General features: G+C 61.5%; 13 protein-coding genes and 1 riboswitch. Of the genes, 7 read left to right on the forward strand and 6 right to left on the reverse strand.

All coding sequences use genetic code 11. From position 1 onward, the window contains the following. Window positions 1-75: 75 nt before the first annotated feature. Window positions 76-181, reverse strand: a riboswitch (TPP riboswitch). A 205-nt stretch (window positions 182-386) separates the two neighbouring features. Next, on the forward strand, window positions 387-1,820 hold the full coding sequence (locus ACXR0M_RS23335) for a TolC family outer membrane protein (RefSeq protein ID WP_458834019.1): 1,434 nt from the start codon (window positions 387-389) through the stop codon (window positions 1,818-1,820). A gap of 169 nt (window positions 1,821-1,989) precedes the next feature. Here ACXR0M_RS23335 and waaA read toward each other — a convergent pair whose 3' ends face one another. Together waaA and ACXR0M_RS23345 are read right to left on the reverse strand one after the other, a co-directional pair. After that, window positions 1,990-3,264, reverse strand: coding sequence for a lipid IV(A) 3-deoxy-D-manno-octulosonic acid transferase (gene waaA / locus ACXR0M_RS23340; protein WP_458834020.1), 1,275 nt, complete (start codon window positions 3,262-3,264; stop codon window positions 1,990-1,992). Window positions 3,265-3,275: 11 nt separating this feature from the next. Beyond that, window positions 3,276-4,178 carry a LysR family transcriptional regulator gene (locus tag ACXR0M_RS23345; protein WP_458834021.1) on the reverse strand — a complete coding sequence of 301 codons (903 nt, stop codon included), beginning with the start codon at window positions 4,176-4,178 and terminating at the stop codon, window positions 3,276-3,278. 102 nt (window positions 4,179-4,280) lie between these two features. On the opposite strand from ACXR0M_RS23345, the gene ACXR0M_RS23350 reads away from it, so the two are divergent. The 4 genes from ACXR0M_RS23350 (at window position 4,281) to ACXR0M_RS23365 (ending at window position 7,743) form a co-directional block, all read left to right on the forward strand. Beyond that, window positions 4,281-4,613 carry a DMT family transporter gene (locus ACXR0M_RS23350; protein ID WP_458834022.1) on the forward strand — a complete coding sequence of 111 codons (333 nt, stop codon included), beginning with the start codon at window positions 4,281-4,283 and terminating at the stop codon, window positions 4,611-4,613. Between the two features lie 145 nt (window positions 4,614-4,758). Further along, a complete protein-coding gene (locus ACXR0M_RS23355; RefSeq protein WP_458834023.1) occupies window positions 4,759-5,934 on the forward strand; it encodes an NAD(P)/FAD-dependent oxidoreductase in 1,176 nt (391 codons plus the stop codon). Continuing rightward, a complete protein-coding gene (locus ACXR0M_RS23360; RefSeq protein ID WP_458834024.1) occupies window positions 5,931-6,743 on the forward strand; it encodes an aldo/keto reductase in 813 nt (270 codons plus the stop codon). Before ACXR0M_RS23355 ends, ACXR0M_RS23360 begins: the two co-directional genes overlap by 4 nt. Before the next feature lie 31 nt (window positions 6,744-6,774). Next, a complete protein-coding gene (locus ACXR0M_RS23365) occupies window positions 6,775-7,743 on the forward strand; it encodes a metal ABC transporter ATPase (protein WP_458834025.1) in 969 nt (322 codons plus the stop codon). Window positions 7,744-7,827: 84 nt separating this feature from the next. Here the strand turns inward: ACXR0M_RS23365 and hldE are convergent, their stop codons facing one another. From hldE to msbA, 4 genes are all read right to left on the reverse strand, one after another. Continuing rightward, window positions 7,828-9,249 carry a bifunctional D-glycero-beta-D-manno-heptose-7-phosphate kinase/D-glycero-beta-D-manno-heptose 1-phosphate adenylyltransferase HldE gene (gene hldE / locus ACXR0M_RS23370; RefSeq protein ID WP_458834026.1) on the reverse strand — a complete coding sequence of 474 codons (1,422 nt, stop codon included), beginning with the start codon at window positions 9,247-9,249 and terminating at the stop codon, window positions 7,828-7,830. Window positions 9,250-9,350: 101 nt separating this feature from the next. Further along, window positions 9,351-9,962: an adenylyl-sulfate kinase gene (cysC, locus tag ACXR0M_RS23375; RefSeq protein WP_458834027.1), complete on the reverse strand. Its 612-nt coding sequence runs from the start codon at window positions 9,960-9,962 to the stop codon at window positions 9,351-9,353. Beyond that, window positions 9,955-10,659, reverse strand: a complete 705-nt coding sequence (locus tag ACXR0M_RS23380) for a sulfotransferase family 2 domain-containing protein (RefSeq protein WP_458834028.1) — start codon at window positions 10,657-10,659, stop codon at window positions 9,955-9,957. The genes cysC and ACXR0M_RS23380 overlap by 8 nt, the downstream gene beginning before the upstream one ends. Window positions 10,660-10,822: 163 nt before the next feature. Then, the gene (msbA, locus tag ACXR0M_RS23385; RefSeq protein WP_458834029.1) at window positions 10,823-12,625 is read right to left on the reverse strand and encodes a lipid A export permease/ATP-binding protein MsbA; all 1,803 of its coding nucleotides are present in this window, start codon (window positions 12,623-12,625) and stop codon (window positions 10,823-10,825) included. 153 nt (window positions 12,626-12,778) lie between these two features. Between msbA and ACXR0M_RS23390 the strand changes: the two genes are divergently transcribed. Further along, on the forward strand, window positions 12,779-14,641 hold the full coding sequence (locus tag ACXR0M_RS23390) for an O-antigen ligase family protein (RefSeq protein ID WP_458834030.1): 1,863 nt from the start codon (window positions 12,779-12,781) through the stop codon (window positions 14,639-14,641). After that, on the forward strand, window positions 14,641-15,858 hold the full coding sequence (locus ACXR0M_RS23395) for an acyltransferase family protein (RefSeq protein ID WP_458834031.1): 1,218 nt from the start codon (window positions 14,641-14,643) through the stop codon (window positions 15,856-15,858). Before ACXR0M_RS23390 ends, ACXR0M_RS23395 begins: the two co-directional genes overlap by 1 nt. Window positions 15,859-15,874 lie beyond the last annotated feature (16 nt).

Here is a 15,874-nt window from a genome sequence, read left to right on the forward strand (position 1 = left end):
GCTGGTGCTGTGCATCGTCGTCGAGCGTTCGATTGTCGAACAATTTCCCGGACGAAGCACAAGAGGACTCGCCGGGTGACGAGAAATCTTGTTCCCTACGCAGGCGCTAACCTGATCAGGTTCAACGGGATCCGAAATTATTCGATCTCAGCCTCATAGCAAGGCACCCCGACAAGAACCCGGCCAGTCTAGACACAACCGGCAAAGAACGCCAACACCGCGGCAAACACCATGATGAATGGCGCAATTAGCGGGACTTGCAGGATTGTTGCCGCACGATTGCGCAACTACACTCGCTTGGCCCCGTGCGCCTTGACGCTGCCGGGGCCGCGCCGTAGCCTTGGCGCGCACATTATTTCCGTAATATTTTTGCTAGGGATCGCCTCATGCTGCGCAAACTTTCACTGGCTGTTGCCGTGTCTTGTGCGTCCAACGCAATGGCCTGGGCAGCAGAAGCGCCGTTGTCGACCAAGACCGATCTGGTCAGCGTCTATCAGGAAGCGGTCGACAACAACGCCGATCTGGCCGCCGCCCGCGCGCAGTACGGCGCGCAGAAAGAAGTGGTGCCGCAGGCCCGCGCCGGGCTGCTGCCGAATCTGTCCGGCGGCGCTGAAGTAGCCGACGTGCGCACTTCGATCGACCAGCCCTCGGCGATCGCCAATCGCAGTGCGCATTCCTATCAGGCGACCCTCGCCCAGCCGCTGTTCCGTGCCGATCGCTGGTTCCAGTACCAGGCAGCCAAGGACGTCAACGAGCAGGCCGCGCTGCAACTGTCGGCCACCGAACAGAACCTGATCCTGCAATCGGCGGAAAGCTATTTCAACGTGCTGCGCAGTCAGGACAACCTGGCCTCGACCAAGGCTGAAGAAGCCGCGTTCAAGCGTCAGCTCGACCAGTCCAACGAACGTTTCGATGTCGGCCTGTCGGACAAGACCGACGTCCTGCAATCGCAGGCCAGTTACGACACCGCGCGCGCCAACCGGATTGTCGCCCAGCGTCAGGTCGATGATGCCTTCGAAGCGCTGATCACCCTGACCAACCGGCAGTACAACTCGATTCAGGGCATCGTCCACACCCTGCCGATCCTGCCGCCGGCGCCGAATGACGCCAAGGCCTGGGTCGACACCGCCGCCAAGCAGAACCTCAACCTGCTGGCGAGCAACTTCGCGGTCAGCTCCGCCGAACAGACCCTCAAGCAGCGCAAGGCCGGGCACCTGCCGACCCTGGATGCCGTGGCCAAATACGAAAAAGGTGACAACGACGCCCTCGGTTTCGCCAACCCGAACGCATTCGGCACGCCGTACAGTGGCAACGTCGAGCAACGGACCCTGGGCCTGCAACTGAACATCCCGCTGTACAGCGGCGGACTCACCAGCTCGCAAGTGCGCCAGTCCTATGCGCAACTGGATCAGAGCGAGCAGCAGCGTGAATCGCTGCGTCGGCAGATCGTCGAAAACACCCGTAACCTGCACCGCGCGGTAAACACCGATGTCGAGCAGGTGCAGGCGCGCCGGCAGTCGATCATCTCCAACCAGAGCGCGGTGGAAGCCACGGAAATCGGTTATCAGGTGGGTACACGCAACATCGTCGACGTGCTCGACGCCCAGCGTCAGCTGTACACCTCGGTGCGCAACTACAACAACACCCGGTACGACTACATCCTCGACAACCTTCGTCTGAAGCAAGCAGCGGGGACGTTGAATCCGGGTGACTTGCAGGACCTGACGCGCTATCTGAAAGCCGACTACAACCCGGACAAGGACTTCCTGCCGCCGGACTTGGCATCGGCTGCGGAAGCACAGCTCAAGGCACGGCCTTAAACAATCTGGAATGAATCCCCTGTGGCGAGGGGATTTATCCCCGATGGGTTGCGTAGCAGGCCCAAAACCATTCACCGCGGTGATTCAGGCAGATCTGGCAAACAGCATTTACGACTGCTACGCAGCCGATCGGGGATAAATCCCCTCGCCACAATAATGTTCCAAGCGACTATTTGATCAACCGCCCCAAACCATCCAGCAACCGCTGCAACGCGCCCTGATTACGGCGCATCACCGCCAGCCCGGCCTCGGTCATGCGCTGCGCATCGCGCGGCAATTCGAACAGCCGCTGCACTTGCACCGCCAGCCCTTCGGCATCATCGACTTCCGCCAGCGCACCGGCTTCGCGCAATTGCGCGGCAATGTCGAGGAAGTTGAACAGGTGCGGACCGCTGAGTACCGGTTTGGCCAGCGCTGCCGGCTCCAGCAGATTGTGTCCGCCGTTCGGCACCAGACTGCCACCGACAAAGGCGCTGTCAGCCAGTGCGTAGAGAAACAGCAGCTCGCCCATGGTGTCGCCGAGCAGTACGCTCGTCTGCGCATCGACATTGGCGCCGGTCGAACGCCGCAGCGTGGTAAAGCCTTCGCGCTGGCACAGTTCGAACACCGAATTGAAGCGTTCCGGGTGACGCGGTACCAGAATCAGCAACGCATTCGGGTAGTTCGCCAGTAGCCGACGATGGGCGTCGAGGACCACTTCGTCTTCGCCTTCGTGGGTGCTGGCGGCGATCCACACCGGACGTTCCAGTGCCTGCCATTGGCCGCGCAGTTCAGTGGCGCGTTGCAGCAGCTGCGGGTCGATGGTCAGGTCGAACTTGATCGAACCGGTGACCTCGACCGTCTCCGGGCGCGCGCCCAGATCGCGGAAACGCTGGGCTTCGGTTTCGGTCTGCACCGCGAACAAACTCATCTCGGCCAACATCGGTGCGGTCAGCTTGCTGAAGCGGCCATAACCCCGGGCCGAACGTTCGGACAGCCGGCCGTTGGCCAGCGCCACTGGAATCCCGCGTCTGGCGCATTGGTGGATGTGGTTGGGCCACAATTCGGTTTCCATGATCACCGCCAGTTTCGGCTGCGCCCGGTCAAGAAAGCGCGCCGCGGCACACGGCAAGTCATAAGGCAGATAGCAATGCTGGATGCGCGGCTCGTTGGCGAACAGTGCCTGAATTCGCTCCGAACCGGTCGGGGTCATGCAGGTCACGGTGATCGGCAGCTGTGGATAACGTTGCAGCAAGGCGCGGATCATCGGCGCCGCGGCGATGCTTTCGCCGACGGACACCGCATGCACCCAGATCCCGCCAGGCTGCAGCGACGGCATGCCGTAGGAGAAGCGCTCGCCAATCCGTTTGGCATACGCCGGGGCCTTGCGCGAGCGCAGCCACAGCCGAATCGCCACCAATGGCAGCCCCAGGTAAAACAGCGCGGTGTACAGAGTTCTATTCATGGCGGCGGAGTTTATCGACTTTTGTCGCCAATCGCCCGCAAGTGCACGGCAAAACGTTCAGCCAGCCAGCGCGCCGCCGGCCCCAGCGGTTCGTCGCGGCGCCAGACCAGCTCCACCACCAGCGCCGGCGGCGTCCACTCGCTGTCCAGTTCCACCATCAAACCCTGATAAGCCGAATATTGCACCACGTGTCGCGGCAGCCAGGCCCAGCCAAGGTCGCGCACCAGCCACTCGGCCATCACGTAGAAACTGTCGGCGCGCCACACCTGCGGGCTGGCCGGTTCGTTACCGGGATAGACACTGGTTTGCGTCGACATCAACAGTTGCCGGTGTTGCGCCAGTTGCTGGCAAGTGACGTAGGACTGTTGCGCCAGCGGATGATTGATTCCGCAGACCGTGACCATGTCCACCCGCCCCAAAACCCGACGCTCCAGCGCTTCGGGAATTTCATCGTGATAGAACAGCAGGCCCAGATCGGCGCGGCGCTCGACCAGTTTGCGCGCGACTTCACCCTGAGCGGCGCTGGTCAGTTGCACTTCGAGGCTGGGAAATTGCCCCGCCAGCGCGTCGAAACTTTCCACCAGCGCCTGATACGGCATCGCTTCGTCCTGAGCCACGCGCAACTGCGCTTCCTGGCCGCGCATCATTGCCATCGCCCGACCGTTCAGACGCTCGCATTGGCGCAGCACTTCCCGAGCATCTTCGAGCAGCGCCTCGCCCGCTTCGGTAAGACTGGGTGAACGGCCACTGCTGCGTTCGAACAGACTGACGCCCAAATCCTCCTCCAGCAGGGCAATCGCACTGCTGATCGCCGATTGCGCCTTGCGTTGCTGGCGGGCCACGGCGGAAAACGAGCGCTGTTCTGCGACGCCGACAAAGGCTCGCAGTTGATCCAGATTCCACTGGGTGTTCATCGCTTGACCCATCTTCAAAACAGATAGGTAATGACTTTACCGCATCTGACGAATCTCTAGAATGCCGCCTCAGCAAGCAATGTTTTACATGAGGATCCACACATGAACGCCTACGCCTTCCTGGCTATCGCCATCTGCGCCGAAGTGATTGCCACCGTCTCGATGAAAGCGGTCAAAGGCCTCAGCACTCCGCTGCCGCTGATCCTGGTCATCGTCGGATACGGAATCGCGTTCTGGATGCTGACCCTGGTGGTGCGCACCGTCCCGGTGGGTGTCGCCTACGCCGTTTGGGCGGGTTTGGGCATCGTCATGGTCAGCGTCGCCGCGCTGTTTATTTACGGGCAGAAGCTGGACGTGCCGGCGATGCTGGGGATGGCGCTGATCGTATTGGGCGTGGTGGTCATCCAGCTGTTCTCCAAGACCGCGGGGCATTGAAAAAAAGATCGCAGCCTTCGGCAGCTCCTACATGGGAATGCATATCCCTGTAGGAGCTGCCGAAGGCTGCGATCTTTTTTCGCCTCTGAGCTCCGATCCTCGAGTCTGTATACTGCGCCCTCGTCTTGAACACTGAGGTCGTTGCATGCCATCCGTTATTTCCACCGACGTTCTGATTGTCGGCGCTGGTGTCGCCGGCCTCTGGCTGAATGCGCGTCTGCGCCGTCAGGGTTTTTCGACCGTGCTGGTGGAAAGCGCCAGCCTCGGCGGCGGGCAGAGTGTGAAGTCCCAGGGCATCATCCACGGCGGCGCCAAATACGCATTGCACGGCGCGCTGACCGGCGCCTCGGAAGCCATCGCCGACATGCCGCGGCGCTGGCGCGAAGCGCTGGCCGGCAGCGGCGAGCTGGACCTGACCGGCGTGCGCCTGTTGTCCGAAGCGCATTACCTGTGGTCGCCGGGCACCCTGGCCGGCAATCTCACCAGTTTCTTCGCCAGTAAAGCGGTGCGTGGCCGGGTCGATCAGGTCAAGGGCGATCAACTGCCGCCGGCGCTGCAAGACAAGCGCTTCAAAGGCAAGGTCTATCGCCTCGCTGAGCTCGTGGTCGACGTACCTAGCCTGATCCAGCGCCTGGCCGATCTGGCTGGTGACGGCCTGCTCGCCGGGCAAATCATCGAACCGCTGCTGGAAGCCGGTGTGCTGGTAGGCCTGATAGTCGACGGCCGCGAGATTCGTGCCCAGCGCATCGTCCTCAGCGCCGGGGCCGGCACCGCGCAGTTGCTGGAGCAGTTGGGCCTGAGCCAACCGGCGATGCAACGCCGTCCGCTGCACATGATCATCGCCAAAGGCCCGGGCCTCAAGCCGCTGTACGCACACTGCCTGGGTGGCGGCACCAAGCCACGGATCACCGTGACCACCCATCCGGCCGCTGACGGTCAGTGGGTCTGGTACATGGGCGGCGACATCGCCGAAAGCGAAGGGGTCAACCGCGAGCCGGCGGAACAGATTGCCACCGCGCAAAAAGAGATCGCGCAGCTGTTGCCGTGGATCGACCTGAGCACCACGCAGTGGGCGACCTTGCGCGTGGATCGCGCCGAACCGCTGCAGACCGGCCTGACCCGTCCGGACAACGCCTTCCTCGCCGAGCAGGGGCGCCTGCTGGTGGGCTGGCCGACCAAACTGGCACTGGCGCCGGACTTCGCCGACCGGGTCATTGCCGCGCTGGAGCGCGACGGCATTCAGCCGCAAGCCGCCGAGCCACTGCCGCCACTGCCGAAACCACCACTGGGCGTTCCCGCCTGGGAGCAATTACTGCCATGACCATTGCGACATTGCACGACCTGCATCGCCCATTGGGCAGTACCGGCCTGATGGTGTCGCCACTGGGCCTGGGCACGGTCAAACTTGGCCGCGACCAAGGGGTGAAATACCCCAATGGTTTTCAGATTCCGGACGATGACGCCGCACGCCTGCTGCTCAATCAGGCAAAAGGGCTGGGCATCAACCTGATCGACACCGCCCCGGCCTATGGCCGCAGCGAAGAACGCCTAGGCCCGTTGCTGCGCGGTCAGCGTCAGGATTGGGTGATCGTCAGCAAGGTCGGCGAAGAGTTTACCGATGGTCTGTCGCGCCACGACTTCAGCGCCGCGCACACGCGGCTGTCGGTGGAGCGCAGCCTGCAACGTCTTGAAACCGATTTTATCGACCTGGTGCTGGTACATTCCGACGGCAACGACTTGGCGATCCTCGACCATGAGGAGGTCTATGCGACCCTCGCCGCGCTCAAGGCCGAGGGCAAGATTCGTGGTTTCGGCTTCTCCGGCAAAACCGTCGAAGGCGGCTTGAAAGCACTGGAGCAAGGGGACTGCGCGATGGTCACCTACAATCTGAACGAACAGAACGAGAAGGCAGTCATTGACTATGCTGCTGCCCACGGCAAAGCCATTCTGGTGAAAAAGGCCCTGGCCAGCGGCCATGTGTGCCTGAGCCCCGGTGTGGATCCGGTGCGCGCCAGCTTCGAGTTGCTGTTCCAGCAGCCCGGCGTGGCCAGTGCTATTGTCGGGACGATCAATCCGCTGCACCTTGCCCATAACGTTGCGACCGTTGCTCAGGTCCTTCGTGGTCACTGACGCCGCCCCGCGGCCTTAAGCAGGAGCCGACATGCCGCGCACGCTCATCAGAAAGAACCCGAGCAACTTCAAGACCCTGCCGCTGTTCGTCGAAGCCACGCCCGAAGGCCTGACCTATCAAAGCGTCGGCATGCCGCTGAACTTCGCGCAGACCTTGCAGCGCCGCAAACCGGTGAGCGTGGCAGATGCCGAGCGTTTCGCACTGGAGCTGGCCAACCTTGGGGTCTCGGTGCGCCTGACCCTGCACTGGCAGAATCGCGACTATTGGGTGCTGGTGCGCCAGCGCCGCCAGGATCGCGGTGACGTGGTGCTCAAGCTGATTTCCGGTTACGTGCCGGCCCACGAACTGAATATCCCGCTGCACACCGCGATTCAGGAGATTGCCGAAGAGTGCCTGCTGGAAACCCCGGAAGGCTGGCTCGGCGGACGCTTCAACGACACCTGGCTGCCGGCGCCCTACGCGGCCGCCCTGCATTATCGCGAGGCGCTGCCGTTTCGCCTGACGCCGTTGTCCGGCTCGGCGCGGCCGGTGCGTTGTGCCAATCTGCAATTGCTCGAGCGGCCGCAAGCCTATGTGCATTTGCCCACGGCTTCGCTGCAACTGATCTACGACCTGCGCCTGGAAGTGCCGAAAGAGGCGAAATCGCTGAGCCTGTTTCACGTCGATGAGCGGCTGGAGGGTGATCAACTGGTGGCGCGTCTGGATCGCAAACGCCCGGACCTTTACCTGATGCCGTTGCAGGACGGCGAGCCGCTGGCCGAACTCTACACCCTGAAAAAGGGCCAGCTGTATCCGGCCGGCACCCGCGGTCTGTATCTGGCCGAAAGCTTTGCCAGACAGGATGGCTGGCTGGTGCGCGAGGAGCGGATTCGCTGGAAGGACTGGCTGCGCCAGCAAGGTCTGACGGCGCCGGAGAGGCCTACGGGACTGGCGCGGCTGCGCGGCAAAGCAAAGCAGTTGCTGAAGAAAATCGTACCGCGCAAGAAGGTCAGTTCCTGAAACGCAAAAGATCGTCACCTGCGGCAGCTCCTACAAGGAACCGTATTCCAATGCAGGAGCTGCCGCAGCGGCGATCTTTTGACTTTATTGACCGCGGATTTTTTCGACAATCGCCGTCGTCGAGCTGTTTTCCACCAGCCCCAACACTTTCACCGTGCCGCCATAGGCCTTGACGATGTCCGCGCCGACCACCTGGTCAATACCGTAGTCACCGCCCTTGACCAGTACGTCCGGTTTGACCTCGCGCAGGAGGTTTTCCGGTGTGCCTTCCGGGAAGCTGATCACCCAGTCCACCGCGCCGAGGCCGGCGAGGACCGCCATGCGCCGGTCGACACTGTTGATCGGCCGGCCCGGCCCTTTCAGGCGGCTGACGGAAGCGTCGTCGTTGATCGCCACGATCAGCCGGTCGCCTTGCGCACGCGCCTGCTCGAGGTAGGTCACGTGACCGGCATGCAGAATGTCGAAGCAACCGTTGGTGAAGACGATGCGTTCTTTGTGCGCGCGGGCATCGGCGACGGCCTGTACCAGTTGTTCGAGCCCCAACACACCACGCTCGGAACCTTCTTCACGCTGAATCGCACGACGCAGTTCCGGCGCGCTGATCGCTGCAGTACCGAGTTTGCCGACCACGATACCGGCCGCCAGATTGGCCAGCGCCACGGCGTGCGGCAGATCTTCACCAGCAGCAATCGCTGCCGCCAGCGTGGAAATCACCGTGTCGCCGGCACCGGTCACGTCGAACACTTCACGGGCACGGGCTGGCAAGTGCAGCGCCGGATGCTCCGGGCGCAGCAGGGTCATGCCGTGTTCGCCACGGGTCACCAGCAGTGCACCGAGTTCGAGATCGTGCATCAGGGCGGCGCCCTTGCTCACAAGTTCGTGTTCATCGGCGCAACCGCCGACGATCGCTTCGAATTCGCTGAGGTTCGGCGTGATCAGACTGGCGCCACGGTAGATGGAAAAATCCTTGCCCTTGGGATCGGCCAGCACCGGAATGCCTTTGGCCCGGGCCGCTTGAATCAACGCCTGATGGTTCTTCAATGCGCCTTTGCCGTAATCGGACAGCACCAGCACCTTGATGCCTTCCAGCAGATCATCGACCTGCGTGGCCAGGGCCAGGGCATCGGTGGCAAACGGTTCTTCGAAGTCGATACGCAGCAATTGCTGGTGCCGGCTCATGACCCGCAGTTTGACGATGGTCGGCTGATGCGCAATGCGCTGGAACAGCGCGCGCACGCCCGCACCCTTGAGACTGTTGCTCAGGCTGTCGGCGGCCTCATCATCACCGGTCACACCGACCAGCGACGCCGGCGCACCCAGCGCGGCAATGTTCAAGGCAACGTTGGCAGCACCGCCCGGGCGGTCTTCGATTTGCTCGACTTTTACCACCGGTACCGGTGCCTCAGGGGAAATCCGTGAGGTTCCGCCATGCCAGTAACGGTCGAGCATGACATCGCCGACCACCAAGACTGGGGCTTGATCGAATCGCGGCATGGACAACTTCATGGAGCAACCCACATACAAAATGAACAGGGGCGCGATATTAGCACAGGGTGGCGCAGGCTTGAGTGCCGCCTGCAACAGGATGAAACAGCTGCACTTTTTGCCTATTTTTTGAGCAGCAGCGCCGCCAGTTGTCTACAGGCTTCGGACAACTCCATGTCGTCGCTGTCAATCTGCCACTCGGCTGCCAAGGGCGCTTCATAAGGACTGTCCACCCCCGTGAAGTGTTTGAGTCGTCCCTCGCGCACCGCTTGATACAAGCCTTTCGGATCGCGTCGAGCGCAGACCTGCAACGAAGTACTGACGTGCACTTCAATGAAATCACCCTGCGCAAACAGCCGGCGCGCAGCGTCCCGTTCGGCACGGAACGGTGAAATGGCGGCGACGATCACAATCAACCCGGCATCGACCATCAGCCGCGCCACCTCGGCCATGCGTCGGGTGTTTTCCCGGCGGCAGGCGTCACTCATGCCCAGATCGCGACACAGCCCGTTGCGCACATTGTCGCCATCAAGCAGGAAGGTGTGCAGACCGGTATCGTGCAGATGCACTTCGAGTGCATTGGCCAGAGTTGACTTGCCAGCGCCAGAGAAGCCAGTCAGCCACAGACAACGTGGGCGCTGTGCCTTGAGCGCCGCCCGGGCCCGGTGCGAGAGCGCCAGAGCATACGGGCGAATGGCGAGTGTCGGCAGCGCCAGCGACAACCTGTCATTCATAACCGAGCCACTCGTAATCACGCTGATACACCCGGCGCACCAAGCGTCGTGTGCGCACGGAGCAGAACTCACGCGCCGGCAGGGCTTGCCGTTCCCGGGAGCCGTTGACGTGCGGTAACGGGCAGGTCAGCCCCAGGTGCTCACAGACCAGCGCGAAATCCCGCGCCAGATGTTCCTGATAACCCACAAAGTCCAGCGCCAGGTGTCCCAGCGAATCAGTGAGAAAGTCGCTCTGCGCGGCAAAGTGCAATTGCCGGACGATCGTTTCCGGATGCAGCCAGCGCGCGACAAAATCGTCGAAGTCCCGGTATTGCCGCACCAGCCGCTGCGCCGCCTGGTCACGCGCACTCAGTTCATTACCGCGCAAAAAAGCGTAGGCCGAGTAGGCGCGCTCCAGCGGGTCGCGGACAAACGCGAACTTGAAAGCTTGCGCAAACTGCTCGGGAAACTGCTCTTCATACCAGTACAGCGGCAAATGCCCGGGACGCCAGCCGTCGAACATCGCCGCGCAAATGCTGCTGCCAGCGCACTTGGGAACATGAATGAACAGGCAGGAGCGTTGCTCGAAGGCGCGGGGAAACCTCAGGTTGGCGGACATCGATTTGTTCACCGCCTGGCGATCGACCACCGACAGGCGCCCGAGCAGAAAGGCCCGCTGCGGCTTGGGGAGCAGTTTCCAGAGATAGCGTTGCAGCATGAAAGTACCCGCGCGACGGGGATGCCCCCTCGATGGACGTCAGAGTTCGTTGAGGAACCTTAACAAGCGCGGTGCCGGGATTTATTCCGGTTTGGTCAAGAAGGGTAAAGGTCTGGATACAAATCGCCGGGCGCATTGCGCGCCCGGCAACCAACGGTACAGATCAGGCGATGTCTTCGGCCGGCGCATCCAGGCCCATGGCGTTCAGGCGGGCGTAATAGCCGTTTTGCGCGAGCAACTCGCTATGGGTGCCGCGCTCGACGATCCGGCCTTGATCCATGACCAGAATCAGGTCGGCCTTTTCGATGGTCGACAGGCGGTGAGCGATCACCAGCGTGGTGCGACCCTTCATGACCTGATCCAGTGCCGCTTGAATGTGTCGTTCGGATTCGGTGTCGAGCGCCGAGGTGGCCTCGTCGAGAATCAGCAATGGCGCATTTTTGAGCAGCGCGCGGGCAATCGCCAGACGCTGGCGCTGGCCGCCGGACAGCAGCACGCCGTTCTCGCCGACCTGGGTGTCGAGGCCTTGCGGCAGCTGCGAGATGAAGTCCATCGCGTAGGCGTCACGCGCGGCTTTCTCGATGTCTTCGCGCGGCGCACCGGCCAGATCGCCATAAGCGATGTTGTTGGCCACGGTATCGCTGAACAGGGTGACGTGCTGCGTAACCTGGGCAATGTGACGACGCAGGTTGAGCAGCTTGTACTGCTCGACCTCCACGTCGTCGATGAGGATTTCGCCCTTGTCGTGGTGATAAAAACGCGGAATCAGGTTGGCCAGCGTCGACTTGCCGCTGCCCGAACGCCCGACCAGCGCCACCATCTGCCCCGGCTGGACCGAGAAGCTGATGTCATCGAGCACCTGACGTTCGGTGCCCGGATAAGTGAAGCTCAGGTTGCGCACGTCCAGACGACCGCTCACCGCGTCGCGCTCCACCGTACCGGTATCGACTTCCGGCTCGACGTCCAGTTGTTCGAAGATGCTTTCGGCACCGGCCACACCTTTCTGGATGGTCGAGCTGACCTCGGACAATTGGCGGATCGGCTTGGGCAGCAGGCCGGCCAGAGTGATGTAGGCGACCATGTCACCGGCCGAGGCGTCACCGCGCAGGTACAGCACCAGGAACATCAGCACCGCCATTGCGGTATAGATCACCAGTTGCAGCATCGGCGTGTAGATCGCGCCGGTGCGGGTCATGCGCAGTTGTTTGTCGGTGTTGCCCTGGCTGGCGTCGAGGAAGCGCTGTTGCTCGTAAGCCTCGCCGCCGAAGCTGCGAACGACGCGATAGCCCTGGATGGTTTCCGAGGCCACATGAGTGACGTCGCCCATCGCCAGCTGAATCTTCTTGCTCTGCTTGCGGAATTTCTTGCTCGCGGTGCGCACCATCACAGCGATGAGCGGCAGGATCGCAACCATCACCAGCGTCAGCTTCCAGTTCATGAACAGCAACGACGCGAACAGGAAGATCACCGTCATCCCTTCACGGATTACGACCTTGATCGCATCTGTTGCCGCCCCCGTGACCATGGTCACGTTGAAGGTGATACGCGAAATCAGATGGCCGGAGTTATGCTTGTCGAAGTAGCGGTTGGGCAGGACCAGCAGGTTGTTGAACAACTGCACCCGCAGGTCGTGCACGAGGCCCAGGGAAACCTTGGCCAGAAAATAGTTGCCCAGATAGGAACCCAGGCCCTGCCACGCGGCGATCAGGATAATCAGCAGCGGCACGGCCTGCAGCAGCTGCAGGTCACGCAGGTACGGTACGGAAGGAAACAGCACCGCTTCAGGATTGGACAGCCCGTCGACAAAATACTTGAGGATGTAGCCGAGCATCGGCTGCGTCGAGGCGAAAATCAGAAAGCCGACGATGCTGATCAGAAACAGACTGATGTACGGCCGGACGTAGCCGAGCAGGCGGAAGTAGATTTTCAAGCTCGAAGGGCTTGCGGCGGGACTGGAGTCGGTCATATCACGCGAAAGTCGATAAAAAGGACGCTGACTTTAGCACAGCTTCTTCAGGGTTCTGGCAATCGGCGAAAGGCTGTTATTGTTACGCATCTTTTTTGCATCAAATAGCCATCAGTCGAATGGTCGATCAACTTCAGGAATGAATCTCACAGCATGCAACTTCGCGGCTTCAGCAGTACGTCCAATCGAGTTTTCGATTTCATTAGCCTGTGGATCCTTCCCACGGGTTACTTCTTGCTCCTGTGCGCGCTGTTCTTTTTGCCCGGCCGAAGCCTGCACCACAAGCTGTTCTACGGACTGTTCAGCATTCCGACACTGATCGCGCTGTGCCTGCGCCCGCGTGAACTCAAAGAGCTGCTGCGCGAGCCGATCTTCGTCGCAGTGCTGTTGTTCGCGGCGTGGGCGCTGCTCAGCCTCGCCTGGGGCCCGGGAGGTGAGCCATTCGGCGGAATGTTCAAGCCGCCAATGCATACCTTGCTGCTGTTTGCCGGTTGCTATCTGCTGGTGCGCTATCGCAGCGACATCCTCCAGCCGTTGCTGTTCGGCGCCGCGCTGGTCGCGCTGGTCGCCACCGCAATTTTCCTCATCATGTTCGCCCGGGTCTATGAGCCCGGCATGCGCCTGATCGGCGGTGGCGCCTTCGATAACCCGTTGCTCAGTTCGCACCTGTTCGGGTTCTTCAGCGCCTATTGGCTGAGCGTGAGCATGACCTGCAAACGCCGGCAGATGCTGTGGCTCAGCGTACCGGCGATGGCCATCATGTTCATGGCGGTGATCGGTACCGGCTCCAGAACCCCGCTGGTGGCGCTGACCATGGCGGCACTGTGGCTGTGCTTCATTTGCTGGAACCGACGCTCGGTGGGACTGCTGATCGCCCTGGCTCTGGGCGGTATCACCGTATTGACCCTGTTCCGGCAGATGATCACCGAACGCGGCGATTCCTATCGTCTGGAAATCTGGCAGAAAGTGCTGCACATGATTGCTGACCACCCATGGCTCGGTCACGGCTACAGCGCCAGCCTTGCCGTCGATCCAGGCAACGGCGTCAGCTTTCAGGAGCCGCACAGTTTTGCCTTGGGCGTTCTGTATTACGTCGGCATCATCGGTTTGCTGCCCTGGTTGTTTTTCCTGTTCCGGGGCCTGCTGAGCAGCTGGCGCCAGCGGGTTCAGCCCCTGTTGATCATTGCCTCGACCTGGCTGGTATTCGGGATCGGTGCCGGCCTGACCGAAGGCGGCGGAATCATTTCGCGGCCCAAGGAGCACTGGTTCCTGCTGTGGATCCCGCTGGCGCTGATCGCGGCAGTGAGCATCAATCAACGCGCGCGACGCCTGTTGACCCTGCCGGTGCAAAAGCTGGCAGTTGCCGACCTTGAGCAATTGAGCCGCGAAGCGCAGATCATCGAAGAAGATGGCTTGGGCCCGAAAGTCCTGCGCCTGAGCGACGGCAGCTTCCTCAAACTGTTCCGTCGACGCCGCTGGTACACCTCCGGCAGTTTCAATCCCTACTCCGAGCGTTTCGCAGTCAACAGCGAACAACTTCGCCTGATGGGCATTCCTACCCCACAGGTATTGAATCTGTATCGTCTGGACGACGGCAGCAGCGCCGTGCATTACGCGCCATTGCCGGGTCACACCCTGCGTCAGGTACTGCAAAGCATTACCGCCCCGGCGGTACGCCAGGCGCTGGTCGAGCGCTTCGGCAAATTCATGGCGCAACTGCATGAGAAAGGCGTGTATTTCCGCTCGCTGCATCTGGGCAATGTGCTGGTCCTGGAAGATGGCGAATTCGGTCTGATCGATCTGGCCGACCTGCGCATCTACCCTACCCCGCTCAGTCTTTCGCTGCGCCAACGCAATTTGCGTCACATGCAACGTTACACTGTCGACAGGCGCTGGTTATTCGAGGATCACCTCGATGCGCTGCTCCAGGGGTACGCCATGACGGCGTCTAAATCCGCGGTTGAAAATCTGCACAGGCAAGTGCTGGCCGGTAACACGGCGGCCCGGGTTCACTGATGAACGAAACCAATCCCCTATTGGCGCTGGCCGCTTATCTGCTGGCCATTGCCACCTCCGCGCTGCTGTTGCGCGCGATACCGAAGATCGCCCGACACCTGCAGCATTCCGGCGAAAGCCGTTATGCCAGCATCGACGGTCTGCGCGGCTACCTGGCGTTTGGCGTATTCGTGCACCACTCGATCATTACCTGGATCTTCCTGCGCACCGGGGTGGTCGACTTCCCCCCCAGCAACTTCTATTCGATGCTGGGCCAGGGCAGCGTCGCGCTGTTCTTCATGATCACCGGGTTTCTGTTCTGGAGCCGCCTGCTCGCCCAAGGACGCAACCACGACTGGCTGGCGTTCGGCGTCTCCCGGGTATTTCGCCTGTATCCGCTGTACCTGCCACTGATGCTGCTGGTATTCGTGTCGGTCTTCCACCTGCAGGACTGGCAACTGAAAGAACCGGGCCTGGAACTGGTCAAGCAGATACTCGCGTGGCTGACATTCGACCGCCCGGACATCAACCAGTACCGCCACTCCGGCATGCTGATTTCCAACGTCACCTGGACGTTGGCTTACGAGGTGTTTTTCTACCTGGCACTGCCCCTGGCCGGGCTGGTGTTCATCTACCGCGGCAACTGGCTGCAGGTGGTGCTGTGCCTGATCGGGATATACGCGCTGTATCAGGTCATCGGCTGGGAGCACTCGCTGAAGAAGCACTTTCTGGCGAGCTTTCTCGGCGGCATTGCTGCCGCGTACTGGATTCGGCGCCCGGCGCTCGTAGCCTGGAGTCAATCGCGCCTGGCAAGTGTCATCGCCGTGCTCGCCCTGGTGACTGCATTCACCGCGTTCAGTCGGGCATTCAAGACCGCGCCGTTGCTGTTGCTGAGCCTGTTTTTCGTGATTGTGGCGTCCGGCAACAACCTGTTCGGCACCCTGAAACCACGCAGCATTCGCTGGCTCGGCGAGATCAGCTACAGCACCTACCTGCTGCATGGCTTCATCCTGTGGATGATGGTGCAGCGTCTGCCGCTGCTGCTGAATATCGATGCGCGGGAAACGTCGGTGTACCTGCCATTGATGGCGGTATGTACGTGCTTGCTGATTCTGATCAGCAGCGCGACGTTCCTCTATATCGAGCAACCGGGCATGGCTGCCGGCAAAAAGCTTGTGCACTGGTTGCGCCAGCGCCAAAACGGCGCAAAGCGCCTGCCGGAGAAAGTCGCTCGCTGAGGGCGAGCGAGCGCTG

It is taken from the genome of Pseudomonas sp. Eth.TT006, assembly GCF_054456575.1.

Coding starts and splice junctions, on each gene's coding strand:
- ACXR0M_RS23335 (WP_458834019.1), top strand. CDS start 387: ATGCTGCGCAAACTTTCACTGGCTGTTGCCGTGTCTTGTGCGTCCAAC.
- waaA (WP_458834020.1), bottom strand. CDS start 3,264: ATGAATAGAACTCTGTACACCGCGCTGTTTTACCTGGGGCTGCCATTG.
- ACXR0M_RS23345 (WP_458834021.1), bottom strand. CDS start 4,178: ATGAACACCCAGTGGAATCTGGATCAACTGCGAGCCTTTGTCGGCGTC.
- ACXR0M_RS23350 (WP_458834022.1), top strand. CDS start 4,281: ATGAACGCCTACGCCTTCCTGGCTATCGCCATCTGCGCCGAAGTGATT.
- ACXR0M_RS23355 (WP_458834023.1), top strand. CDS start 4,759: ATGCCATCCGTTATTTCCACCGACGTTCTGATTGTCGGCGCTGGTGTC.
- ACXR0M_RS23360 (WP_458834024.1), top strand. CDS start 5,931: ATGACCATTGCGACATTGCACGACCTGCATCGCCCATTGGGCAGTACC.
- ACXR0M_RS23365 (WP_458834025.1), top strand. CDS start 6,775: ATGCCGCGCACGCTCATCAGAAAGAACCCGAGCAACTTCAAGACCCTG.
- hldE (WP_458834026.1), bottom strand. CDS start 9,249: ATGAAGTTGTCCATGCCGCGATTCGATCAAGCCCCAGTCTTGGTGGTC.
- cysC (WP_458834027.1), bottom strand. CDS start 9,962: ATGAATGACAGGTTGTCGCTGGCGCTGCCGACACTCGCCATTCGCCCG.
- ACXR0M_RS23380 (WP_458834028.1), bottom strand. CDS start 10,659: ATGCTGCAACGCTATCTCTGGAAACTGCTCCCCAAGCCGCAGCGGGCC.
- msbA (WP_458834029.1), bottom strand. CDS start 12,625: ATGACCGACTCCAGTCCCGCCGCAAGCCCTTCGAGCTTGAAAATCTAC.
- ACXR0M_RS23390 (WP_458834030.1), top strand. CDS start 12,779: ATGCAACTTCGCGGCTTCAGCAGTACGTCCAATCGAGTTTTCGATTTC.
- ACXR0M_RS23395 (WP_458834031.1), top strand. CDS start 14,641: ATGAACGAAACCAATCCCCTATTGGCGCTGGCCGCTTATCTGCTGGCC.